General features: G+C 60.1%; 21 protein-coding genes and 2 pseudogenes. 11 read left to right on the plus strand and 12 right to left on the minus strand.

What is annotated here, in order from left to right; translation table 11 throughout:
• Positions 1-216, plus strand: a pseudogene (locus tag GRS80_RS00960) (IS630 family transposase); the annotation flags it as partial.
• A 657-nt stretch (positions 217-873) separates the two neighbouring features.
• Here GRS80_RS00960 and GRS80_RS00970 read toward each other — a convergent pair.
• Genes GRS80_RS00970 through GRS80_RS00980 form a run of 3 tightly spaced genes read right to left on the minus strand, consistent with a single transcriptional unit; the run spans position 874 to position 4638 of the window.
• The gene (locus GRS80_RS00970) at positions 874-1755 is read right to left on the minus strand and encodes an FAD binding domain-containing protein (RefSeq protein WP_160045923.1); all 882 of its coding nucleotides are present in this window, start codon (positions 1753-1755) and stop codon (positions 874-876) included.
• Positions 1755-4130 (minus strand): xanthine dehydrogenase family protein molybdopterin-binding subunit, encoded by a 2376-nt coding sequence (locus GRS80_RS00975; RefSeq protein ID WP_160045924.1) that lies wholly within the window; start codon positions 4128-4130, stop codon positions 1755-1757. The genes GRS80_RS00970 and GRS80_RS00975 overlap by 1 nt, the downstream gene beginning before the upstream one ends.
• A 1-nt stretch (position 4131) precedes the next feature.
• Positions 4132-4638: a (2Fe-2S)-binding protein gene (locus GRS80_RS00980; protein WP_160045925.1), complete on the minus strand. Its 507-nt coding sequence runs from the start codon at positions 4636-4638 to the stop codon at positions 4132-4134.
• A 17-nt stretch (positions 4639-4655) separates the two neighbouring features.
• Here GRS80_RS00980 and GRS80_RS00985 point away from each other — a divergent pair, with 17 nt between their 5' ends.
• From GRS80_RS00985 to GRS80_RS01005, 5 genes are all read left to right on the plus strand, one after another.
• Positions 4656-4859, plus strand: a complete 204-nt coding sequence (locus tag GRS80_RS00985; RefSeq protein WP_160045926.1) for a hypothetical protein — start codon at positions 4656-4658, stop codon at positions 4857-4859.
• Positions 4860-5186: 327 nt separating this feature from the next.
• The gene (locus GRS80_RS00990) at positions 5187-6089 is read left to right on the plus strand and encodes a carboxyltransferase domain-containing protein (protein ID WP_160045927.1); all 903 of its coding nucleotides are present in this window, start codon (positions 5187-5189) and stop codon (positions 6087-6089) included.
• Entirely contained in the window at positions 6086-7063 is a 978-nt protein-coding gene (locus GRS80_RS00995; protein WP_160045928.1) for a biotin-dependent carboxyltransferase family protein, read from the plus strand. Before GRS80_RS00990 ends, GRS80_RS00995 begins: the two co-directional genes overlap by 4 nt.
• Before the next feature lie 78 nt (positions 7064-7141).
• Positions 7142-7378, plus strand: a complete 237-nt coding sequence (locus GRS80_RS01000) for an acetyl-CoA carboxylase (RefSeq protein WP_160045929.1) — start codon at positions 7142-7144, stop codon at positions 7376-7378.
• 244 nt (positions 7379-7622) lie between these two features.
• Positions 7623-8393, plus strand: a complete 771-nt coding sequence (locus GRS80_RS01005) for a 5-oxoprolinase subunit PxpA (RefSeq protein WP_160045930.1) — start codon at positions 7623-7625, stop codon at positions 8391-8393.
• A gap of 39 nt (positions 8394-8432) precedes the next feature.
• Here GRS80_RS01005 and GRS80_RS01010 read toward each other — a convergent pair whose 3' ends face one another.
• On the minus strand, positions 8433-9776 hold the full coding sequence (locus GRS80_RS01010) for an acetyl-CoA carboxylase biotin carboxylase subunit (protein WP_343161397.1): 1344 nt from the start codon (positions 9774-9776) through the stop codon (positions 8433-8435).
• Between the two features lie 128 nt (positions 9777-9904).
• Positions 9905-10129: a hypothetical protein gene (locus GRS80_RS01015; protein ID WP_200840301.1), complete on the minus strand. Its 225-nt coding sequence runs from the start codon at positions 10127-10129 to the stop codon at positions 9905-9907.
• Between the two features lie 87 nt (positions 10130-10216).
• Between GRS80_RS01015 and GRS80_RS01020 the strand changes: the two genes are divergently transcribed.
• The gene (locus GRS80_RS01020) at positions 10217-10705 is read left to right on the plus strand and encodes an Lrp/AsnC family transcriptional regulator (RefSeq protein WP_160045932.1); all 489 of its coding nucleotides are present in this window, start codon (positions 10217-10219) and stop codon (positions 10703-10705) included.
• A 36-nt stretch (positions 10706-10741) separates the two neighbouring features.
• Here the strand turns inward: GRS80_RS01020 and GRS80_RS01025 are convergent, their stop codons facing one another.
• Positions 10742-12025: a cytosine deaminase gene (locus GRS80_RS01025; protein ID WP_160045933.1), complete on the minus strand. Its 1284-nt coding sequence runs from the start codon at positions 12023-12025 to the stop codon at positions 10742-10744.
• A gap of 145 nt (positions 12026-12170) precedes the next feature.
• On the opposite strand from GRS80_RS01025, the gene codB reads away from it, so the two are divergent.
• Positions 12171-13559 carry a cytosine permease gene (gene codB / locus GRS80_RS01030; protein ID WP_160045934.1) on the plus strand — a complete coding sequence of 463 codons (1389 nt, stop codon included), beginning with the start codon at positions 12171-12173 and terminating at the stop codon, positions 13557-13559.
• Positions 13560-13990: 431 nt separating this feature from the next.
• Here codB and GRS80_RS01035 read toward each other — a convergent pair whose 3' ends face one another.
• The 6 genes from GRS80_RS01035 to GRS80_RS01060 form a co-directional block, all read right to left on the minus strand.
• Positions 13991-14287 carry a hypothetical protein gene (locus tag GRS80_RS01035; RefSeq protein WP_160045935.1) on the minus strand — a complete coding sequence of 99 codons (297 nt, stop codon included), beginning with the start codon at positions 14285-14287 and terminating at the stop codon, positions 13991-13993.
• 77 nt (positions 14288-14364) lie between these two features.
• Entirely contained in the window at positions 14365-14583 is a 219-nt protein-coding gene (locus GRS80_RS01040) for a ribbon-helix-helix domain-containing protein (RefSeq protein WP_200840298.1), read from the minus strand.
• Positions 14584-14745: 162 nt separating this feature from the next.
• Positions 14746-14946 (minus strand): hypothetical protein, encoded by a 201-nt coding sequence (locus GRS80_RS01045; protein ID WP_160045936.1) that lies wholly within the window; start codon positions 14944-14946, stop codon positions 14746-14748.
• Positions 14947-15534: 588 nt separating this feature from the next.
• Positions 15535-15828, minus strand: coding sequence for a DUF4157 domain-containing protein (locus GRS80_RS01050; protein WP_235019599.1), 294 nt, complete (start codon positions 15826-15828; stop codon positions 15535-15537).
• Positions 15829-15932: 104 nt separating this feature from the next.
• A complete protein-coding gene (locus GRS80_RS01055; RefSeq protein ID WP_343161398.1) occupies positions 15933-16880 on the minus strand; it encodes a hypothetical protein in 948 nt (315 codons plus the stop codon).
• A 65-nt stretch (positions 16881-16945) separates the two neighbouring features.
• Complete coding sequence (locus GRS80_RS01060) at positions 16946-18208, minus strand: DUF4157 domain-containing protein (protein WP_235019600.1); 1263 nt, start codon at positions 18206-18208, stop codon at positions 16946-16948.
• 1150 nt (positions 18209-19358) lie between these two features.
• On the opposite strand from GRS80_RS01060, the pseudogene GRS80_RS21035 reads away from it, so the two are divergent.
• The 3 genes and pseudogenes from GRS80_RS21035 to GRS80_RS01070 form a co-directional block, all read left to right on the plus strand.
• Positions 19359-19867, plus strand: a pseudogene (locus GRS80_RS21035) (AAA family ATPase); the annotation flags it as partial.
• Positions 19844-20248 (plus strand): AAA family ATPase, encoded by a 405-nt coding sequence (locus GRS80_RS21040; RefSeq protein ID WP_343161401.1) that lies wholly within the window; start codon positions 19844-19846, stop codon positions 20246-20248. The pseudogene GRS80_RS21035 and the gene GRS80_RS21040, both read left to right, overlap by 24 nt.
• A gap of 1145 nt (positions 20249-21393) precedes the next feature.
• Positions 21394-22545 (plus strand): XdhC family protein, encoded by a 1152-nt coding sequence (locus tag GRS80_RS01070; protein WP_160045938.1) that lies wholly within the window; start codon positions 21394-21396, stop codon positions 22543-22545.
• Positions 22546-22722 lie beyond the last annotated feature (177 nt).

Consider the following 22722-nt stretch of genomic DNA (forward strand, 5'->3'; position numbering starts at 1 on the left):
GGGATCGACCTGATTTTCATTCCATCAGGTTCACCGCACCTGAATCCAATCGAACAAGTCTGGGATTATCTCAAATGGACGATGGCGCCGATCGTCATTGAGAACGAAGACGAGTTCAAAAACCTTGTTCAGGAGACTTTCGAGAAAATAACGCAACGCATCAGCTTCGCAAAGAAGTGGTGTGAGAAGTTCCTTGACTTTCAGAAGTTATCTTAGTCATTAGGTCGCGCTCGGCGACGGTGTCGAGCCAATCGTACACCGTTTGTTCGGGGAACCCCAGCAACTGCTCGATCTCTGCCGGTGATTTGCCTTGTCGGTACAGCAGCGCACACGTGAGGCGTTTGATCGCCTTCGCATCAGTTTCCGTGCGCAGTTGCTGGCGCAACTGCTCCTCATCAACATCACCCAACTTTCCGCCCCACGTCGTCATGACACTCTCTACGCGTCCAGAAGATATCTAGCCTGCTGATCCCTATCAGCTAGCGTAGCGAGCGGTACCGTTTTGTCCTCGTCGATGCTAATCGTGAATCGCACGTCGATTGTGGCGTGCATGGGACACCCCTTGGGTGGACACCAGAGGTGTCCCGTTCCTCACGGGAGACAGTTACTACTGAACTCTAGAGAACTTTGCGACGCGACCCATTTATCAACCAGGCGATGTCGTATACGGTGATGACCCGTACAAGGGCGACGAGGCGGCCCGACCGTGGCTCATCGTCTCGAACCACGAGGGCCGTCCGTTTCACGGCGACCAGTATATTGCGGTCTCGCTGACGACCAAAACGTGGATGGACACGGATCCATCGAGATTGAACCTGACGAGTGGGTACGTGTCAGAACGCCTGCCGACAGTCGAATCGTTCCGTAGGGCGTTCAGTCGGTTACGCGGTCGATCGCATCCTCGATCGCTCGTTCGACGTAGACCTCGAGCAAGTGTGCTCTGAAATCCGCCGATGCCTGTTCGTCTTCCATGAGCTGGTAGGCGTCGACGCCGTCGGTCGCGAGCGAAGCCGCCTCGGCTGGAACCTCTCGGCGGCTAAGCGGCGCGTCAGCGAGCCGTTCCTCGACCGGAGACAGACGCATCGCGTGGCCGAACGCACCGTTTGCGGCCACTCGAGCGTTAGTGATCGTTTCGCCGTCGGTTTCGAGAACCGCTGCCACGCCGACGATAGCGTATCCGGACGACGGGCTGGCTTTCTTCAGGTAGACGCCGGTGTCGTCGTCACCGAGGTGGGGAACGTCGACCGACGTGAGCAGTTCGCCGTCCTCGAGTACCGTCGTGAACATCGCGACGAAGAAGTCGTCGATCGGGATCGTCCGTGGACCATCGGGACCGTGGGCGTGAACGGTCACGTCGGCGGCCAGAGCCGCCGCAGGGAGGTCAGCGGCGGGATCCGAGTGAGCGAGGTTCCCACCGACGGTCCCGACGTTTCGGACCTGGATGTCACCGATCGCCGCGGTGGACTCGGCGACGAGTCGGTTCTCTCCCCAGAGCTGTTCGTCGCCGGCGACGCGAGCGTACTCGGTCATCGCACCGATCGTCGTGACCCCATCGTCGCGGCTGATGCCGTGGAGGTCGTCGATGAACGCGAGATCGACGACGACGTCGGGGGATGCGAGCCCCGATTTCATCGTCGGGAGCAGGCTGTGTCCGCCCGCGATCGGCGTGACCTCGCGGTCGCTGTGAGTCTCGAGCGTCTCGATAGCGTCCTCGATGGTTTCGGGATCGTAGTACTCGAACTCCTCGGGGTACATTACGAGTCACCCCCCGTTGCTGCGTCGATCGCACGCCACACCCGCTCGTTCGACAGCGGCATATCGAGGTGATCGACGTCGAACGGCTCGAGTGCGTCGACGACTGCGTTGACGACGGCTGGCGCGGCCGCGATCGTGGCCGACTCGCCGACGCCTTTGACGCCGATAGGGTTGTGCGGGCTCGGCGTGACGGTGCTGTCGGTTTCGTAGTCGGGGAGCTGGTGGGCCCGTGGAAGGGCGTATTCGTTCATCGAGCCGGTCACGAGTGTCCCGGTATCGTCGTAGACGGCACCCTCGTAGAGCGCCGCTCCGACGCCCTGGGCGATGCCGCCGTGAACCTGGCCTTCCACGATCATCGGATTGATCTGTTCGCCGCAGTCGTCGACGGCGACGTACGTCTGGAGGTCGACCTCCCCGGTTTCGGGGTCGACCTCGACCACCGCGACGTGCGTACCGAACGGGAACGTGAAGTTTTCCGGATCGTAGTAGGAGGTCGCCTCTAACCCGGGTTCGGCGTCCCCGGGGATGTCGTGGCCGAGATACGCCTCGAGTGCCACCTCCTGGATGGTGACCGATCGGTCGGGCGCGCCGACGACGCTGAATTCGCCGTCGTCGAACTCGACGTCGTCGACGCTGGCTTCGAGCGAGTGTGCGGCGATGCGTTTTGCCTTTTCGACGACCTTTCGAGCGCTGGTGGCGATGGCACCGCCACCGACGGGGCCGCTCCGACTGCCGTAGGTTCCCATCCCCTGTGGGACCGCGTCAGTGTCGCCCTCGACGACATCCACGTCCTCGAGTGGGACGCCCAGTTCCTCAGCAGCGACCTGGGCGAACGTGGTCCGGTGTCCCTGGCCCTGGTCTGCGGTCCCGCAGGCGACAGTCACCGTCCCCGACGGATGGAAGCGGACGACGCCTGCCTCCCAGCCGCCGGCCGCAGCGCCGAGTTCGCCGGCAGCTTTCGACGGGGAGAGTCCGGCGGACTCGACGAAGTTCGCGATGCCGATACCGAGATACCGATCGTCGTCCCGGAGTTCGCGCTGGCGGTCGCGAAGTTCGTCGTACTCGACGAGTTCGAGGGCGCGATCCATCGCGGTTTCGTACTCGCCGCTGTCGTAGACCATGGCGACACTGGTCTCGAACGGGAACTCGTCGGGAGAGATCAGGTTTGTCCGGCGGATCTCCGCGGGATCCATCCCGAGTTCAGATGCGGCGACGTCGACGATGCGTTCGGTCACGTAGATGCCCTCCGCTCGTCCCGCACCGCGGTAGGCGTCGACCGGAGTCGTGTTCGTGAACGCGCCGATCACCCGGCAGTGAATCGCCGGGATGTCGTACTCACTCGAGAGGATCGTTGCGTAGAGATACGACGGGGTGGCGGTGGCGAACTGCGAGAGGTGTGCCCCCAACCCGGCGTGTGTCTCGACGCGTAATCCGCGGATCGACCCGTCAGTATCGACGGCCAGTTCGGCTTCGGTGACGTGATCCCGGCCGTGACAGTCGGTGATATACCCTTCCCGGCGGGTTGCCTGCCACGTGACCGCTCGACCGAGTTGTTTGGCACACCAGGCGGTGATCGCTTCGTCGGGGTAGTGATAGATTTTGCTTCCGAACCCGCCACCGACCTCCGGGGCGACGATTCGAAGCTTGTGCTCGGGGTGGCCAAGCGTCGCGGTCGACATCAGCATCCGGTGGAGGTGTGGGTTCTGTGAGGTCATCCACACCGTGAGGTCGTCGCTGTCGGGGTCGTAATCGGCGGCCGCCGCCCGCGGTTCGACGGCGTTGGGGATGATTCTGGGTTGCTCGAGGTCGACACTCGTCACGTGATCGGCGGCCGAAAACGCCTCCGAAACGGCGTCTGCGTCGCCGATCGTGAAGTCGAACGCGACGTTGTCCGGTGCCTCCTCGTGGACGGTAACGTCGGAGTCGACCGCCTCATCGGGTTCGGTTACCGCATCGAGACGGTCGTACGTGACGTCGATATCCCCGAGCGCGTTGTGGGCCGCGTATCGGTCTTCGGCGACGACTGCGGCGATTGCATCACCCGTGTGGCGGACTTTGTCGGTTGCCATGATCCTGTACTGGGGGGTGACGAGTCCGGGCAGCGACCAGGCAGTCGGGATATCGTTTGGAATGCCACTCTCCTCGACGTCCGCGCCGGTGAACACGGCGACGACGTCGTCCCGGTTCTCGGCCTGGTCGACGTCCACCGACTCGAGGGTGGCGTGAGCGTACTGACTCCGGAGGATCGCCACGTGGGCTGCCTCGGGGAGCTTTTCGTCGGTGTACTCGGCGACGCCGGTCAGTATCGATCGGTCCTCGCGGCGCTCGACGGACGATCCGAAGACGCGGTCGGTGACCGACTCCTGTTCGGACATCTCAATCAGCCCCGCTAAGTTCGGGTTCGCCGGCTGCCATCAGTTCTCCGGCACGTTCGACCGCGTCCACGATGTTGTGATAGCCCGTACAGCGACAGACGTTCCCTTTCAGTGCGTCCCGGATCTCCGATCTGGTGGGATCGGGGTTGTCCTCGAGCAGCGACAACGCCGTCAGCATCATCCCGGGCGTACAGTAGCCACACTGGAGCCCGTGTTCTTCCCGGAACGCCTGCTGGAGTGGATGCAGGTCCTCGCCGTCTGCGAGTCCCTCCACGGTCGTAATTTCGGCCCCGTCGTACCGGACTGCAAGCAGCGTACACGATTTTACTGCCCGTCCGTCGACGTGGATGGTACAGGCACCACAGAGACTGCTCTCGCAGCCGACCTTCGATCCCGTATAGCCGAGTTCGTCTCTGAGTGCGTGAACGAGCAACGTCTGTGGCTCGACGTCGAACGTCCGTTCTGTGCCGTTTACCGTGAGTGTGATCTCTCGTGTCGTATCAGTCATTGTCGGATGTTTCGGATGTGGTCGCGTTCTCGACGGCACTCGGTACCGACCGCCTGTTCGGCCTCTCCAACCTCCCGGAGCCGGACAGGGTGGCGACGGTCGAGGTGGCCGTCGACGGACGGCTCCGGCGCTCTGGAGACGTCTTCGATCTCGGGTTCGCCGTCGAGGCCCGTTTGGTACCATCCGGCATAGTAGCCACTATGAGTTCAACATACATATAATCAGCCGCACTCCAAACTACTTTTTCAGTATTTATTGAATGAGATTCGATATCTATCCATTATACTAGAATGATGGGTCCAGCGTCGACGGACAGTCCGGCCTGGTCACTGGTATTACTCTCAACGTTCTCCGGAAACGAGACCGGTTTAGGAAGTCAACACTGCACCCGACCGCTAGGTCGTTTCTCGGCCATCGCAGGCAGCGTTCGTTCCCGAACAATATTCCCTATGTACAGACTTAATTGAATACAGTCCAACTTTCATCAGGTATGTTGAGGATTGACCAATATCTATTCGTGTCCGGAGTTTGAATTGGTATGACAAGGCATGGGAAACGATCGAATCACACCCGTAGACTTGCCCGAACCGCGGTACGAGTACGGCGGCGACGACCACGTGTTCGTCGAGCTCGCCGAAGCGATGAGCTTCACGGCCAACTTCAAGGCGATGGCGATCACCCAGCAAGTAGCCGAACGCGAGATCGACGGCGTCGTCGAGAACTGTCCGGCGAACGCGTCGTACATGCTCCGTATCGATCCGGACGTCGCCCACCCGGACACGATCATCGAGGAACTCCGAGAGATCGAAGCCGCACTCGACGTCGAAAACTACGAGTGGGAGACTCGCGTCATCGACGTCCCGGTCCTGTTCGAGGATCCCTGGACCCACGAGACGCTCATGGAGTTTCGCGACCGCCACCAGGACCCCGACGGAACCGACCTCGAGTACTCCGCGGAACTGAACGGTTTCGACTCGGTGGAGGCGTTTATCGACGCGTTCGTCGCCGCACCGCATATGGTCACGATGGTCGGGTTCGTCCCGGGGCTGCCGTGGTGTTTCCAGATGGTCCCCAGGGAGAGACAACTCGAGGTCCCGAAGTACGTCGAACCACGGACCGACACGCCCAGCCGTGCGATCGGCTTCGGCGGCGCGTTCTCGGTCATCTATCCGGTCCAGGGTGCGGGCGGCTACCAGCTGTACGGACGGACGCCGATAGAGGTCCTCGACGTCGATCAGCGCCTGCCGGATTTCGAAGATTCGATCGTCTATCCCAATCCCGGTGACATTCTGAACTACCGTCGAATCGACCGCGAGGAGTACGACGAGATCCGCGAGGAGGTCGAAGCCGGGAGCTACGAGTACACCGACGAACCGGTGACGTTCTCGACCGAGGAGTTCTTCGAGGCGCCCGACGAGTACAACGAGCGACTCGTGGAGGTGATCGCATGATTCGAATCACCGACGGTGGCATCGCGAGCACCGTCCAGGATCTGGGACGGTTCGGCAACTACCACATCGGAATGCCGCCGTCCGGGGCGATGGACGAGTACGCACACACGGTCGCGAACTACCTCGTCGGGAACGACGAGGACGCCGCGACGATCGAGATGACCTATCAGGGCGTGACGGCCACGTTCGACGAAGACGCCGTCGTCGCGATCACCGGTGCGGACATGTCGCCGACGCGCAACGGCGACCCCATCGACACCTGGACGACCGTCGCCGTCGAAGCCGGCGACGAACTCGAGTTGTCGTTTGCGACCGAGGGAGCGCGCGCCTACCTCGCCGTGGCGGGCGGGATCGACGTCCCCGAAGTGATGGGGAGCCGGTCGACGTACACGCTTGTCGGGATCGGCGGTCAGGACGGACGCACGCTCGAGGACGGCGACGAGCTCGCGATCGGGGAGCGAACCGACGACCGGCGCGATCTCGTCGGGGAGACGGTCGGCGACGAGTACATCCCGGAGTACGCGACCGAAGACACCGTTCGCGTCATCCTCGGGCTGACGGACTACCGGCTCACCGAGGAGAGCAAAGCCGACCTCTGTGAGGCCGAGTGGACGGTATCACCGGAGGCCGACCGCGTCGGGTACCGACTCGACGGACCCGACATCGAGTTCGAGGAGCGCGATCAGCCGTTCGGTGCCGGTACCGATCCCTCGAACGTCGTCGACCTCGGATATCCGGTTGGCTCGATCCAGGTCCCACAGAAGCCGATCGTGCTCATGCAAGACGCCGTAACCGGCGGGGGCTACGCGACCGTCGGCACCGTCATCAGCGTCGACCGGGGACGGCTCGCCCAGCGCCAGACCCACAAATCGGTGTACTTCGAGCCCGTAGAGATCGACGACGCACTCACAGCCCGTCAGGAGCGCCACGACCGCCTCTCAGAAATTCGAAAAGAGGTTGGACTCGAGGATTGATATTCGACAATACGTATTCGAAACGAATAGGAATTTAACCAAAGAGTATAATCAGAACGGGATCCAATACAGACAACGATGGGAGAACAAGTCAAATCACCGATGCCTGGGATCTTTTACCGGCAATCGGATCCGGACGAGCCGCCGTTCGTCGAGGAAGGCGACAGCGTCGACGCAGGCGACACGATCGGTCTCGTCGAGGTAATGAAGAACTTTCACGAGATTACCACCGAAAACGGCGGGACTGTCGGCGAGTTCCACGTCGAGAACGAAGCCGAGGTCGAAGCCGAACAGACACTCCTCGATATCGAGTGAGGGAACCGGGTTCGGGTGGGCACACTCGGTTCGACCCGCTCGGAAAGCCGTATCGTCGACCGCCTGGACTCCGGTTACCGATCGAAACCGAGACCCAGGAGCAAGAGTCTTCCTGCTCGATCGAACGCAAGCGTATTGGATCACGTTTTGATTTCGCCTTCCAAGAGGAACGAAGTTCGGTAAGATTGGATAACTCCCTATATGTTACGAAAAATATATGCAGAATTGTATCACACGTACAGATATGCCGACGATCGACATCAACTGTGATATGGGTGAGAGCTTCGGCAACTGGACGATGGGCAACGACGAAGCGGTGATGCCCTATATTACGTCTGCGAATATCGCGGGCGGCTTCCACGCTGGTGATCCCCACGTCATGCGCGAGACGGTCGAACTGGCCGCCGAACACGACGTCGGCATCGGCATCCATCCCGGGTTCCCGGACAAGATGGGCTTTGGCCGCAGAACTATCGACGCAACTCCCGAAGAAGTTCGTGATTACGTCGTCTATCAACTCGGTGCACTGACAGCGTTCGCACAGCGCCACGGCGTCACCGTCGAACACGTCAAACCCCACGGTGCGATGTACTCGATGCTCTCCGAGAGCCCGGATCACGCCAGGGCTGTCATGGACGGAATGCTCGAGGTCGACGAGGAGCTCGTCTACCTCGCGACGGACATGCACATCTACGAGGTCGCCCAGAAAGTCGACGGAGTGACGGCCGTCTTCGAGGGATACGTCGACCTGGATTACCGAGCCGACCGATCGCTCATCGTCGAACAACAACTCGAGGACCGTGATCCGGAACTCGTCGCCGACCGGTTCGTCTCGATCGCTACCGACGGCGTCGTCGAGACCGCAAACGGCGAAGAGATCGACGTCCCCGCGGATAGCATCTGCATCCACGGCGACAACCCAAACGCCGTCGAGATTCTCGAGGCGATTCACGACCGACTCGAGGACCACGACATCGAACTCGCGTCGCTTCCGGACGTCGTCAACTCCTCGTGAATCGACCGTCACGAACCGAACCGATCTCCCGTTCGACCGCTACTCGTCGACGAGTTCGCGGTCGACGTAGTTCGTCGTGTGTTCGTTCGAGAGGAATCCCTCGTCCTCCAGAAGCCGTCGATGAAACGGGATCGTGGTGGGAACGCCCTCGACGGTCGACTCGGAAAGTGCACGTTTCCCGCGGGCGATGACTTCCTCGCGGTTGGCCCCCGTGACGATCACCTTCGAGAACATCGAGTCGTAAAACGGCGCGATCGCATCGCCCTCGTCGACGCCGTCGTCGACCCGGACGCCGATTCCCCGCGGAGGTTCGTACGACGAGAGCGTTCCCGGCAGGGGGATGAAGTCGTTGTCCGGATCCTCCGCGTTGATCCGAAACTCCATGGCCGCTCCGCGTGGCTCGATCTCGTCTTGGGAGATCGTCAGCTCCTCTCCGGCAGCGATCCGAAGCTGCCACTTCACCAGGTCGATCCCCGTGAGTTCCTCCGTGACGGGATGTTCGACCTGAATGCGGGCGTTGACCTCGAGGAAGTAGTAGTCGCCACCCTCGTAGAGAAACTCGACCGTCCCGGCGTTGACGTAACCCGCCTCCGCGGCGCCACGGCGGGCGGCCTCACAGATCTCCTCGCGGGTCTCGTCGTCCAGGACCGGTGAGGGAGACTCCTCGACGAGTTTCTGCTGGCGACGCTGGATGCTACAGTCGCGTTCGCCGAGGTGTCTGACGTTCCCGTGTCGGTCGGCGATGATCTGGACTTCGATGTGGCGCGGATCCGTCAGAAACGTCTCGATGTAGACGCTCGGATTGTCGAAGTACGCCTCACCCTCACGGACTGCGTCCTGGTACTTCGACTCGATCTCGTCGGGGCCGTGAACGATCTTCAGGCCGCGGCCACCGCCACCGCCGTCGGCTTTGATCGCGAGCGGGTAACCGTGTTCGTCGGCGAACGCCCTGACGTCGGCTGGATCCGGCGCGGGTTCGGTCGTCCCGGGAACGATCGGGACGTCCGCTTCCGCCATGATCTTCCGAGAACGTGTTTTCTCACCGAAGTCGGCCATGACCGAACTCGGCGGGCCGATCCAGACGAACTCACTGTCCTCGACCGCGGTCGCGAACGACTCGTTTTCCGCCAGAAACCCGTACCCCGGATGTATCGCGTCGACGTCGCCCTCTCGAGCGGCCTCGAGTAGCGCCTCCCGGTCGAGGTAACTGTCCTGTGCCTTCGAACCCCCGATATGGTAGGCCTCGTCGGCCATTCTGACGTGTTTCGCCGTTTCGTCCGCGTCGCTATAGACCGCGACGGACGTGACTCCCAGATCCGAACAGGACTGGATGATCCGAACGGCGATCTCCCCACGGTTGGCGACCAGAACGGTTTCAAACACAATACAAAATTGTGGGTGTTACCCACAGATAAGTCTAACCTACAACATCTGATTGAATCTTGTTCGGGATTGTAACTGTCAGTGGGAGAAGTACGGCCAGAGGTGAGTGCGTCGGGAGAGGCGATTGCTCATGCGACTGCATCGAGCGCCTCGAGCCACTCCGCCGACGGAACGACGATTCCGGCTTCATCCATCATCGGCTCGATGACGACGGCTTCGGTACCGTGACCGGCGTTTACGACCGAGGTTCCCGAGAAGAGATTGAGGTACTCGTTGCCCTCGAAATCCTCGAGCGTACAGCCCACCGCTCGTTCGGCGGGGACGTTCAGGGACTTCCAGATCGAACGAGCCAACGACGGACCAACCAGCACTCTCCAATCTGATCCGACGACCCGCCCGCTGTTCGAATGTTGTTTATCCTCCGATTTCGACGTGAGAGTATGGACGAACGGAGCGTTCGAATCCTGCACGCGATTTCGGAACTCGAGACGGATAATCTGGACGAAATTGCAACCTACACCGACATTCCCAAATCGACTGTCCACTACCGAATCGACCAACTCAAAGAGCAGGGAGTTATCACGAACGACCTCTACGACATCGATATCGAGGAACTCGGTCTCGAGATCACCGTTATCACCGAGGTGATGGCCGAGTACGACACGCAATACCACAAGCGTGTCAGCAAGAAACTCACGGCTATAGAGGGCGTCAACCAGGTGTACTTCACGATGGGCGACACCGATCTAATCGTCATCGCACACCTCTCCGATCGTCAGATGGTACACGGCCTCATCCAGGATTACGAGGAGATCGACGAGGTCGTCCGAACCAGTTCGAAGTTCGTCATCGAGACGGTCAAAGACGAGTCGTATCCGCTCAACGACTTCGAACTGGAGACGCTGATCGAATCGATCGTCGACGACTGATCTTGGCCACCGACGGGAGGAAACCGCTGTGAGCGCTTAGCGGTGAAAGTCGACCGATCGTTCGCTATCGGCTCGCACGACCGTCGTTTCCGAGGGTTCGGTACGGGCGATCTCCCGACCCTCTCTGAGAACGAGCGTTCGCGGCGCTCGCGTTCGGAGTGCGTTGAACGGACCGGGCGAATCGTAGACGACGAGCGATCCCTCGTTACCGACCTCGAGGCCGTACTCGTCGACGCCGAAGACGTCGGCGTTCGCGTGGGTGATCATCTCCCACAGCGTTTCGACGTCCGAGCGACCGCTCATGTGTGCGTAGTGAAGCAAGATAAACGCGGCATCGATCGGATCGCCGCATCCGTAGTGGTACCACGGGTCCATGACGGAGTCGTGACCGAGCCCAACGGTAACGCCAGCCTCGTGTAGTTCGTCGATCCGGGTATGACCACGGCGACGCGGATAGTCGTCGTACCGTCCCTGCAACACCGAGTTGTCCGGCGGGTTCGTGACTACGCTCACGCCACTGTCCTCGAGCAACGAGACGACCTTCGCCGCGTAACTGTTGGGGTAAGAGTGCATCGCGGTCGTGTGACTCGCCGTGACTCGGTCGCCGATCCCTCGTTTACTCGCTTCGCTCGCAAGCACTTCAGTAAAGCGCGAGCCCGGATCGTCGGTCTCGTCGATGTGGAGGTCGACCGGCCGGTCGTACTCCTCGGCGAGATCCATCGCGAGTTTGACGGAGGCGACACCATCCTCACGCGTATGCTCGTTGTGAGGGATCGCCCCCACCAGATCCGCCCCCATCTCGAGAGAGTCACGCAACAGATCCTCGTGAGTTTCGTCGGTGAAGATCCCGTCCTGTGGGAACGCAACGACCTGGAGATCGACCACATCAGAGACCTCCTCGCGGAGTTCGAGGAGCGCTCGAACGCCAGCCAACGAGTGTTCGGTCGTATCGGCGTGGGTGCGAATCCGGGTGACGCCGTTTGCCACGAACCACTCGATCGCCTGTTCTGCCCGTGCTTTGACGTCGTCACTCTCGAGGGACTGCTTTCGTTCGTCCCAGATACCGATCCCCTCCGCAAGGGTACCGGACTCGTTCCACCTCGGTTCGCCCGCAGTCAGCGTCGCATCGAGGTGGAGGTGCGGTTCGGTCAGGGGCGGCGTCACGAGACGGCCGTCCGCATCGTACCGACGGTCGGCCGAAACGACTTCAGGATCGATCGAGCCACCGTCTTCGACTCGCGTGATCGTCCCGTCCTCAATCGCGACGTCGACCGACGACCCGCCACATGTCGTCGCGTTGGTGATAATACGGTCAGTCATAGAACAATACATCCCTAGGGGTGTAATAGTATTGTCGCTTTGTATTCACCGACGTGGGTTACTGACAGAGCCTCAGATAATTGCGCTGATAAAGTATTATCAAGTGACAAAACATTTATTGGCAGTTCATGTGACGTGACCAATCATGTCTGTGCGAGACGGAGATTTTGACTGGCGACGTATCGTTTTCGGTGACAAAGACCTCCCCGATCCTGACTATCCGCTCGATCACGTTCCGAAAGACGAACGAAAGGGGTTGGTAAGTCTCTCTGCAGTATTGCTCGGACTCGTCTTCTTCGCGGGAACGATGTGGGCTGGCGCAGAGGTCAGCGCGGCGATGGGCTTTCAGGAGATGCTGTCCGCGATGGTCGTCGGTCACATTATCCTCGGCGGCTACGTCGCGTTGCTCTGTGCGATCTCCGCGAAGGCCGGACTAACGACCGTCCTGCTGGCGCGGTACTCGTTTGGACGCGTTGGCGCGAAGATGGCCGATCTCCTGCTCGGTGGTACCCAGGTTGGCTGGTTCGGGGTCACCATTCCGATGGTCGCCATTCCGACCGCGACGTACTTCGGTCTCGAGACCGGTGCGCTGATCTCTGCGTTGATCGTCACCTGGGGCGTGTTGCACATGCTGACGGCATACTTCGGCTACGACGGGATGGAGAAACTCTCGTACGTCGCCGTTCCGTTTCTCGTCGTCGTCGGAGTCCTCTCGATCTACCTCGCGGTCGGTGACGCCGGCGGAATCGATGGGCTGCTTGCACAGACTGGTGGCGGCGAAATGTCGTTCGGGCTGGCAGTAACGATCGTCGTCGGGACGTTCATCAGCGCCGGAACGCAGGCACCCAACTGGGCGCGGTTTGCGATCAACTCGCGTGTTGCGTTCTGGGCCGGGCTGATCGCGTTCCTCGTTGGCAACAGCTTTCTATTCCTCAGCGGGGCCGTCGGCGGTGCCGTCTACGACGTCACGCCACAGGGCGACCTCTACGAGGTGCTTGTCGCACAGGGTCTCGCGACCGTCGGCCTGATCGCACTGATCTTGAACATCTGGACGACCAACGACAACGCGGCCTACGCGTTCAGCGTCGCCGGTGCTGAGGCGTTCGAGTTCGACCGCAAGCGACCGTTCGTCATCGCTGGCTGTCTCGTCGGCATCGGTTTGGCACTGGCTGGTGCTGATACGTTACTCCTCCCGTGGCTCGAGTTACTGGGCCAGTACATCCCGCCGCTCGGGGCGATCATCATCGCCGACTTCCTGCTGTGCTGGCGTGGTGGCATCCCACGGATGGGAGACGTTCAATTTACGAACATCCGCTGGACCAGTATCCTCGCGTACGGCGCTGGCTGTCTCGCCGCCATTTTGACCGCCGGGTCGATCGTTCCTGGAGTCGCAGTGTCGGCACCGGTGCCGGGAATGGCAGCACTCAATAGCATGATCGTCGCCGCAGCCGTCCACATCGCCGGCTACTACGCACTCGAGCGAACGGGGATCCTGCCATCCCACCGGATTTCACCCGGCGCCGAACGTCTCTAACGGCGTTCGATCGTTTTGGAAGCCTGTTATCGTCGTTCTACCGAAGCCGACGGATACGACCGACACGGGCCATAGCGTCCGTACCCTGTAGTTCCACCGAACACCATCGCACACACCCGCTCGCGAGTGTCCACGGGTGACGCGAACCGTGCTACCTCGCTGGTTGAATAGCCAGCCGTCTTTGACGTTGACGAGACGCTCCGCGTCTCGTTCGCACACCAGAAGTCTTCGACTTCTGGGGACGCTTGCTGTATGCGAGGAGGAAGGCCCCATTGACAGGGCTACACGCGCTGGAAAGCACGTCCTTGGTCACAACTGGACGGCGACCGTCGAAGGGTCACGCGAAAGCGTACTTGAACCCCGAGGAAACGCGCAACCTGAATATCCACTTCGTGGATTCCCGCGTCTTTAGGCGCGGGAGGATGTCAACATCACCGCACCGCCGCGAACAGGTCCTCGACACTCGTATCGGAGATAATCGCCATTTCCCGGGCCACACACTCGAGGACCCGGACGAACACGCCGTATGACGGTGTCGACGGGAACAGCAACCTGACGGCCTGGTCGGGATCGCTCGGACACTCAAGCGTGTACTCGGTGCCGTAGCCCTCGAGGTAGACGAGCAAGCCCTGACAGCGGTAGGGTCGGCGGTCCTCAATATGCGGTTCGACGGTCACTGTCAGTGTCCGCGTCTTCCCGTCAACGGTCGCGACCGTTAACCCGGTCACCGGTCTCGAGACGTTGCACCACGCTCTGGATCCAGGGTTTGCGCTCCTCTGGGTCGTAGTTGTGGTTGGGATTGGCCTCAGGCATCGGAATCACCGTCCCTCTCTGTATCTACTCCCTGCTCGCGATCGACGAACTGCCGCGTCGCCTCGCGGATGGCCGCGCTTCGATTCGGGTACTCGTCGGCGTCGACGAGTGCGTTGATCCGCTCAAGGACAGGGACGTCTTCGCGGCAGGTCACGCGTTCGGCGCTAGTGGTTCTGTGGCGGTCTCGCGGCCCGTCCTCGGCGGTACTCACGAAGTCGTCACCTCCGATATCGGCTCCACACTCGTAACACAGATATAGCGCGTTCTCGAGTGCGAGACAGACCGTCGGACCGCAGTTTGGACACTCGCCGTCGTACAGACACGACTCGGGTTCGCGGTCGGATTTCTGTGTTCTGTCGACGCACGCGAGCGATTAGCCGGGTGCGAGCTGTTGGACGATGGCGTCGGGGACGTCCTTCCCCAACTGTATCTCCCCGTCCCACTTTCCACCGTCCACGCACCCGATGTCTCGAAGCTTTGCGGCGATCGAAGGGGGAAGGTCGTCCACGGGCCGTTCAAACTCGGCCTCGTAAAATGCGTACTCGTCTTCGTCGCTGTCGCTCTCATCGAACACGACGTACCAGTACGGTCCGAGGTATCACTGCATCCCCCGACGCTTCCGGCGTGCTCGATCACGCGGACGTTCTCCGCCGCGTCGAGTTCTCGAAGTTCGCTTTGCTTTTTCTGGGCGTTCGACTCGAGTGTGTACGGATCGATGTAGACCCGCGTTCCGGCGACTTCGAAGACGACTGTGTAGTAGGTCTGTGTCGCTCTCGAAACTGTCTCGCCCATTAGAAATCGCCTCCACGACGACCATAACCGGTGTACTCTGGTCGATGCTCGAGTATGTCGCCTGTTATCAGATGGATATGGAGAGGTGGGTCAACACCGTTATCCACGTTCAGCAGATAGTATTGAGTATGAATCCGTCCACACAAGCTGTCGAACAACCACCACCTCGAAAGACGATGCTCTACTGCTTCAACTGCGGTCACGAAAGCACCGTTGACGGAGACTGGGTAATTCAGAAGTACGACAACTGCACTGACTACGACTGCCCCGAATGCGAAACAACGATTACCACCCGGCGACGGCCGTCAGACACTCCGAGCGATACTAGCGGAAGCCTGTGCTATTGTTCAGGCGACTAATTTTCAGTACTTCACATCCCGACCGCGAACGCGCGGGCGTTGACCTCTTCGCAGGCCTGCTGGGCCGTCGGTCCCGTGTGAATCTGGACGGGATCTAACGAGGCGTCTAATCGCCCCTCGAGGCCGGCTTTGACCTCGCCCTCGAGTTGCTGGCCGGGTTCGGAAACCACCGCTCGCACTGATTCGGGGACGGCAGCCTCGCCTACGGGTTCGTGATCACGGTGGGCAGCTTTGTTGCGATGCAGCGAGGCTTCGGTTTGCTGTTCGATATCGTATTGCGCTCCGTTTCTCGGCGAACCACCCATACCATGACAGACAGTTTGTGAGCGCATTGACGGCTTATATACCTGGGTTAAAAACGTAGTAAATTATGTGTTTCGGAACCGAGATTATATCGGCGAGACTCTTCTTAGGTTGACTCGAGCAGGCCTGAGAGATCGTACGCGTCGTCGGGCGTGTGCTGTTCTTGCCAGTCGGTGATCGTCGCCTGCGGGTCGTGATAGTCCTGATAGAAGTCGTGATTGTTGTACCAGCCGATATGATCGTAGAACCCCGGCCCCTGAATCCGAACGTCTTCCGGCGGGGCGACTCCCATCGTGATGTAGCAATCGCGAACTTGACAGCACAGATGGCGAACTAGCGAGTGGCGGAACTCCTCGAGGTCGTCGAACTGGTACGCACGGCCGAACATCTGTGGGCGGGCGTCAGGGTGGCGGGCTGGGATGGCTCCATCGGCGTCTCCCGCCACCGCTTCGTCGCGGTCGCCGTTTGCCCACCGGATCGTAACCGGTCCGATGGCCTCGATGATGCCCTCACTGAACGTTTCTGCCACACTGGAGGTATCGATCTCCTCGTCGCTGGCGAAAGTCTGCTGGATACGACTCACGAGCCCCCCACTGTCGGTGGCCTGTTCGACCGTTCGCACCATTGCTTCCAGCGCCCCATCGTTGATCAGGTCCTCGAGCAAGGCTGCCGTATCGGTCTGATCCAGCCCGAGGTAGATGTCCTGTTCGACGCGTGGGACGGTCACCGGTGGCAGATCCGGAACCTTAACGACCGGCGACGCCTCGCCGGCGTCGTGGCGCATCTGCTGGTAGAACTCGCCGAAGTGCGCCTCGAATGAATCTGCAGATAGGTTGGCGATGGCCATCGCGGCGGTCGCAATCCGATCGGGATTCGAAAGCGGGTCGACTGTTTCGTACCCACGCTGACGATAGACGTAGAACTTGGCGAACCGGCGCGTCTGGTTGACCCATTCGTGCTCTTCTTGGGTTCGTTTGGATGGGTTGTCCGGGTAGCCGTCTTGATCGTGATACTTAACCTGTCCGTTTTCCTTTTCTAGTGTTAGATCATGCACAACTGAATTGTTGTCAGTTACGTCAACGCCAATATATTGATTATCTTCAGCGGTGATTGAGATATTCATGATTGTTTTTCCCCTTCAAGCGGGTCAGTACTGTTTCCAGTGGCACCGCTTTCCTCCAGTTCACGTTTGACCGTTTCGACGACCGTTGCGAGTTCTTCCGGCGAGAGACTGCTCTCTTCACCGAGTGCGGCGTCGGCAGCCCCTTTGCCGAGCATACTCGAGGCGAAGGCTCCAGAGGCAGCGACGGCAGCACCAGCAGCAAGCGGCAACGCGCCGGCGGATGCGACCGTCGTCAGTGCTGCAAAGGTTGCGCCGACTCCGGCGGTGACCGCCGTTCGATTGTCGGTCGCCCCGTCGCGTAGCCGTTCCCACACGCTGCTCTCTCCGCCCTCGATCGCCTCGGGATCTACACCGAGGTCTTCCAACGCCGCTTCGTCCAGTTCGTCCGAGCCGCTGAGCAACTCTTCGATTTCCTCGGATCGCTGTTCCAATCGCTTGTCTACCGCCTCGGGAACGCGCTGTTCGATCTCTTCGGAGACGATTTTGCGAATCCGGGATGGGCTCGCGAGTCCACCGTCGTCGGTGGCCGTCCGCTGAATGTGGACGTCCGTCCCCATCCGACTCACGACCAGCGGCTCCTCACCGGAGAGCGCCTGCTCGGCCGCCGCGTCGGCCTCCCGTTCTAACTGCGGATCAGGGTCAATCTCGAGGTCAGCGCCCTCCTGAGGCATCATCGAAATCGGCGCGCCACCGTTCTGTTGTGTGACGTGGGCGAGTTCGTGGGCTAACAGGTGCTGACCCTCAGGACTTTCGGGATCGTACTCGCCGGAATTAAAGACGATATCGTTCCCGCAGGTAAACGCCTTCGCGTCGATCGCCTCAGCAGCTTTCGCTGCAGTGCCGCCCGTGTGAATGCGCACGTCCGAGAAATCGGCGTCCATCCGCTCCTCGAGGGCGCGTTGGACGGGCTGATCCAGCGGTTGGCCACCGTTGCTCAGGACGTCCAGCACTTGCCCGGGCACTTCGTCAGCGGTCGTGTCAGTCCCCTCGAGGGACCGCTGGATCTGACCCTCGTCACGACCGAACATGCGTGGAACGGCCGAGTCGGCCAGATCCACAGCGGCAGCGGAGTTATCGAACGTCGCTGCCTCGAGGTGGGTCTCCACCCGGGCATGCTCGAGTGCAGCCGCCGCCAGCGGTTTGGGACTTCCATCCCGGACAGCAGCCGACGAAGACGCCGTGTCGGCTGTCTGTGACCGTGACTTGTCACTCGTCTCGTTGTCCGAGTCCGCATTCCGAGAACGTTTCCAGTCTGTCATTTCCCTGCCCTCCGGGAGCGGTTGGTGGGTCCACGATTGGGGGTTCGATTGGACATACTTGCCTTGGTTTTTATTCCAACACGAGCACCATAATTCTTTTCCAAATGAGTGACTTCTGTAATTCTACAATGGAATCTAGACGTGCTGGGAAGATTGGGGAAGTAATCGTTTTGAACGGAGGATAAGAGGGGACGGGATGAATATGTACACCGACGCTGGGGGCCACCTGCGCGCAGAGTTCGACCGAATCAGCGCGATTCTCGAGTGTGTCGTTGAGACGGAACGGCGAGACGAGACGTCCAGTGAACAGCCCGGTCTCATTGGTGAGACGAGTCTGGCTGCCTTCGCTGGAACTGGGTCGCCGCCCACGACGGATGCCATCGAGACGGCACAGCAACAGGCAGACACAATCGACCAACACCTTGCCGAGAGCCGCGACAAAGATATTGCACTGCCGCTGGACGACCTCTGTCGGACGTTCGATCTCTCCCAGGCGGAGAAAGATGTCCTGTTATTCGTCCTCGCCCCCGAAATCGATCGGTCGATCACCGACATCTATGGACGGCTGGATGACTCCGGACAGGCACTGTTACCCACGGTCGCGATCGTCGAGCGACTGCTATGGTACGCGGGCCACCGGGAGACGACCCCAACTGACGACCGCCACGACGCGCTCTCCCAGTCCACGCCGCTATTCGAGTACGGCATCGTCGACCGAACGGCGAGAGAGAACGCCAGTCCGTCGAGGTTCGACATCTTCTCCGTCGACGACCGCATCGTCGAGTTTCTTCAGGGAGACGATAGCCTCGATTCGAGAGTACGGACGCGTCTCGAGCGCGAGACACGAATCCAGGACCAGCCACTGACGATCGCAGACGCGGATTCGTCCCTCGAGGAGCTGCTGATAGCCCCGGAGTGTCGGGCGGATCTGGAGGCACTGCCCGATCCCGACGAGCGAGGTCGGCGCGTCTACGTCCACGGCCCGGCGGGAGCCGGGATGCACCGTGCTGTGGAAGCCGTCTGTGAGAGCGACCGGCTGCTTCGGGCCGACCTGCGGGCGGTCCTCGAGGCCGACGCACTCGAGGCGGATACGATCGACGCGGCGGCACTCGAAGCGATCCGTATCGAGAACCGTGACTTCCAGCACGCGATGAACACCGTCGAGCCGTCCGCACTCCGTGAGGTATTCGTCGAGGTGCCGGACATCTCCTGGGACGAGGTCGGCGGTCTGGAGACGACGAAAGCGCGACTTCGGGAGACGATCCAGTGGCCGCTCGCGTACTCACCCGTCTTCGACGAACTCCATCTCAGTGCGGCAAACGGCGTCTTACTGTACGGGCCCCCAGGGACCGGGAAAACGCTGCTGGCCAAAGCCGTCGCGAGCGAAGCCCAAAGCAACTTTATTTCGGTCAAAGGGCCCGAACTGCTCAACAAGTACGTCGGAGAGTCCGAAAAAGGAGTTCGAGAGGTGTTCGAGAAGGCTCGCTCGAACGCGCAACGGTGGTCTTCTTCGACGAGATTGACGCCATCGCTGCCGAACGTGGGAACGGTGGAGACGCTTCCGGCGTTCAGGAACGCGTGGTATCGCAACTGCTGACGGAACTGGATGGTCTCGAGGAACTCGAAGACGTCGTCGTGATCGCGACCAGCAACCGACCGGACCTCATCGACGATGCACTGTTGCGTCCGGGACGGTTCGACCGTCAGATCCACGTTCCGATACCGGACGAGCAGGCACGTCGCGAAATCTTTGCCGTCCACACGGCACGCCGTTCGATCGGCGACGGCGTCGAATTCGCCCGTCTCGCCGGTCGGACACAGGGGTACGTCGGCGCGGATGTCCAGGCGGTCTGTCGGGAGGCCGCGATGGAGGCTGCACGGGAGTACGTCGATGGAGCGACACCGTCGGACGTCGACGACGGTGTCGGAACGATTACAGTGACTGCCGATCACTTCGATCACGCGATCAAAACCACGAGCTCGAGCGTCGACGACGAAACACAACGTCGATACGAGGAACTCGAGCGGAAGTTCAATTGACGTCGCACCAGGAGGGCCGCTCGGAATCAGACCGGAAGCGGCGATAGTTCCATCTACCGTCTTCTCTCTGACTGTTGTTTCACACACCACTCGTATAGGACTTTTTTGCGCCTTTCGGATTCCCCGCCGACTATGTTCCGTTGGAGTTCGGTACCAGTGATCGTCGAACGCGTCCGATCGATTGCCGGTAAAACGTGACAACGACCCATACAATACTATCGGACAACATAGTCAGTGAAGATTTTGATCCTTTGTTTGGTCGGAATTCTATAACTCATTTTATCTGATAATATGATTATTAACTAAATTTCAATAATTATCAGCCTGTCGATTGATTCAATTATTGATTTTGATTTTCTTCGCTAATTGTGATCGGACAACAGGGGAAAAATAGCTACCGAATCATATCATATAATCCCTAATATTACAGTATTAGGAAGGCAAGATAATATATTCTTCAGTCAACAGTAACAGTACTTATCTCGCCCTAACGAGCGTACATACAGGGTCAATAGGGCTCAGTCATTTTAGCAATATATCTATAATAAATCATAACCGCCACTTTTATACATATATAATGTTCTAAATGTGTAAGGATACATTTACTCAGTCGAGTTGCCTACAAGTATGTAGCCCCTGAACAGAATGGTGTCCCCATTGGCTCGGCCAATCGCGATTCGAATCTGTTATCACTGTACTATTGATAGGTGTCATCAGCCCATCAAGGACTGGATAAAGCATATTCAGCCAGTTCACACAGTAATCCGCCAGGTGGATACTAATCCGGAACGGGACTGATAAACCGGTGAGCTTGTCGGTCAACCGTCGGTTCCGCCACGGGGCTGTTGGCGACACAAACCACTGGTACCGAAACAGTTGGGAATTTTCATATATTAATAAAATATAACAGAAAAATATTATGTATTGGATTTCGATAAGAAAGGTGGGCGAAAGTGCTCGAGACGATCCGTGCTGACAGAGACAGTAAACGACGTCTCGATCGGCGAAAGTGTTAATCGGTACCGGCACCCAACTACGACAAATGAGTCTCTCGCCAACAGCGCGGGACGTCCCGACCCGGTTCGAGACCGCCTGGACCGAGACCGAACCGACCGGTATCACCGCACACACCGACTGTACCACCCATGAATTCGTCTGAACCCGGCTGGAGCGCGTCCGAAACGAACGTTATGGACGCCATCACGAAAATCGTCAGGAGCGACCGTGAGGCCGTCCTGGCGACCATCGTCGACGTCGAGGGCAACGCCTACCGGCGGCCCGGCGCGAAGATGGTCGTCACGCCGGACGGCTCCGGTGTGGGAAGTATCACGGCCGGCTGCCTCGAGGACGAGGTCGTCGAACTCGCCCGCCGCGTTCTCGAGGAGGGTGAGCCACGCGTGGAGACGTACGATCTGATGGAAGACGACGACGTGTGGGGTCTCGGCGTCGGCTGTAACGGTATTATCGACGTGTTGCTGGAACCGATCGAAGACGACTATTCACCCGTCGTCGATACCTTCGAGAGCGGGGGCGCAATCTCGTCGGTTACCGTCCTCGAAGACGAACACGAGACCGACTATCGGTTCGAACGCGGCTACTACGATCCGTCCGACGGGATCGACTCGGCAGCCGACGAGTTCGAGTGGTTCGGCGAGGAGGCCGAGCGCGCCGTCGAAGAACTGCTCGAGCGCGAGCAGAGCGGAACGGTCACGGTCACCGACGCCGACCGATCGATCGAGCTGTTCGTCGACACCGTCACCGCACCGCCGGAACTGGTCGTTCTCGGGACGGGCCACGACGTCGCGCCGATCGTCGAACTCGCCTCGAAGAACAGCTTCCGCGTCCGTGTGATCGGGTTCCGAGGTGCCGACGCGGTCGAAGAACGGTTTCCAGACGCGGTCGAGGTCAGTTCGACCTCGCCGTCGTCGCTCCGCGACGCCCACGAGTTCGACGAGCGGACCTACGTCGTCGTGATGACCCACAACTTCCTCGACGACAGACTCGCCATCGACGAACTGCTCCGGACGCCCGTACCGTACATCGGCTTGATGGGACCCCGAGAGCGATTCGAGGAGATGCTCGAGGACTTTGCGGACGAAGATCGTACGGTAGGCGGCGACGAGTTGGAGCGAGTGTATACGCCCGTCGGACTCGATCTCGGCGGCGGTTCGCCGTCCCAGATCGCACACAGTATCGTCGCGGAACTACTGGCGGTCGACAACGATCGGACGCCGCAACATCTGAGCGAGCGCGAGGGGCCGATCCATCGGCGAGTGTCGTCGGTTACCGACGACTGATACGGATTGCTGTAACTATTTACCGGGGCAACCGCGCCTCGCCTTGCGGTTGCCCCGGTACGGACTTACAGCAGTCAGTATGAGACGGAGGCGACTCGAGAGGCCGAACGCAGTTTCGGAGACTGCCTGGAGGACACCGTCGCTGTTTTCGTTCGTCCCCGGGTACCAGGGAGAGTC

The organism is Natrialba sp. INN-245, assembly GCF_009807105.1.
Classification (GTDB): domain Archaea; phylum Halobacteriota; class Halobacteria; order Halobacteriales; family Natrialbaceae; genus Natrarchaeobius; species Natrarchaeobius swarupiae.

Coding starts and splice junctions, on each gene's coding strand:
- GRS80_RS00970 (WP_160045923.1), bottom strand. CDS start 1,755: ATGTACCCCGAGGAGTTCGAGTACTACGATCCCGAAACCATCGAGGAC.
- GRS80_RS00975 (WP_160045924.1), bottom strand. CDS start 4,130: ATGTCCGAACAGGAGTCGGTCACCGACCGCGTCTTCGGATCGTCCGTC.
- GRS80_RS00980 (WP_160045925.1), bottom strand. CDS start 4,638: ATGACTGATACGACACGAGAGATCACACTCACGGTAAACGGCACAGAA.
- GRS80_RS00990 (WP_160045927.1), top strand. CDS start 5,187: ATGGGAAACGATCGAATCACACCCGTAGACTTGCCCGAACCGCGGTAC.
- GRS80_RS00995 (WP_160045928.1), top strand. CDS start 6,086: ATGATTCGAATCACCGACGGTGGCATCGCGAGCACCGTCCAGGATCTG.
- GRS80_RS01000 (WP_160045929.1), top strand. CDS start 7,142: ATGGGAGAACAAGTCAAATCACCGATGCCTGGGATCTTTTACCGGCAA.
- GRS80_RS01005 (WP_160045930.1), top strand. CDS start 7,623: ATGCCGACGATCGACATCAACTGTGATATGGGTGAGAGCTTCGGCAAC.
- GRS80_RS01020 (WP_160045932.1), top strand. CDS start 10,217: ATGGACGAACGGAGCGTTCGAATCCTGCACGCGATTTCGGAACTCGAG.
- GRS80_RS01025 (WP_160045933.1), bottom strand. CDS start 12,025: ATGACTGACCGTATTATCACCAACGCGACGACATGTGGCGGGTCGTCG.
- codB (WP_160045934.1), top strand. CDS start 12,171: ATGTCTGTGCGAGACGGAGATTTTGACTGGCGACGTATCGTTTTCGGT.
- GRS80_RS01050 (WP_235019599.1), bottom strand. CDS start 15,828: ATGGGTGGTTCGCCGAGAAACGGAGCGCAATACGATATCGAACAGCAA.
- GRS80_RS01060 (WP_235019600.1), bottom strand. CDS start 18,208: ATGACAGACTGGAAACGTTCTCGGAATGCGGACTCGGACAACGAGACG.
- GRS80_RS01070 (WP_160045938.1), top strand. CDS start 21,394: ATGAATTCGTCTGAACCCGGCTGGAGCGCGTCCGAAACGAACGTTATG.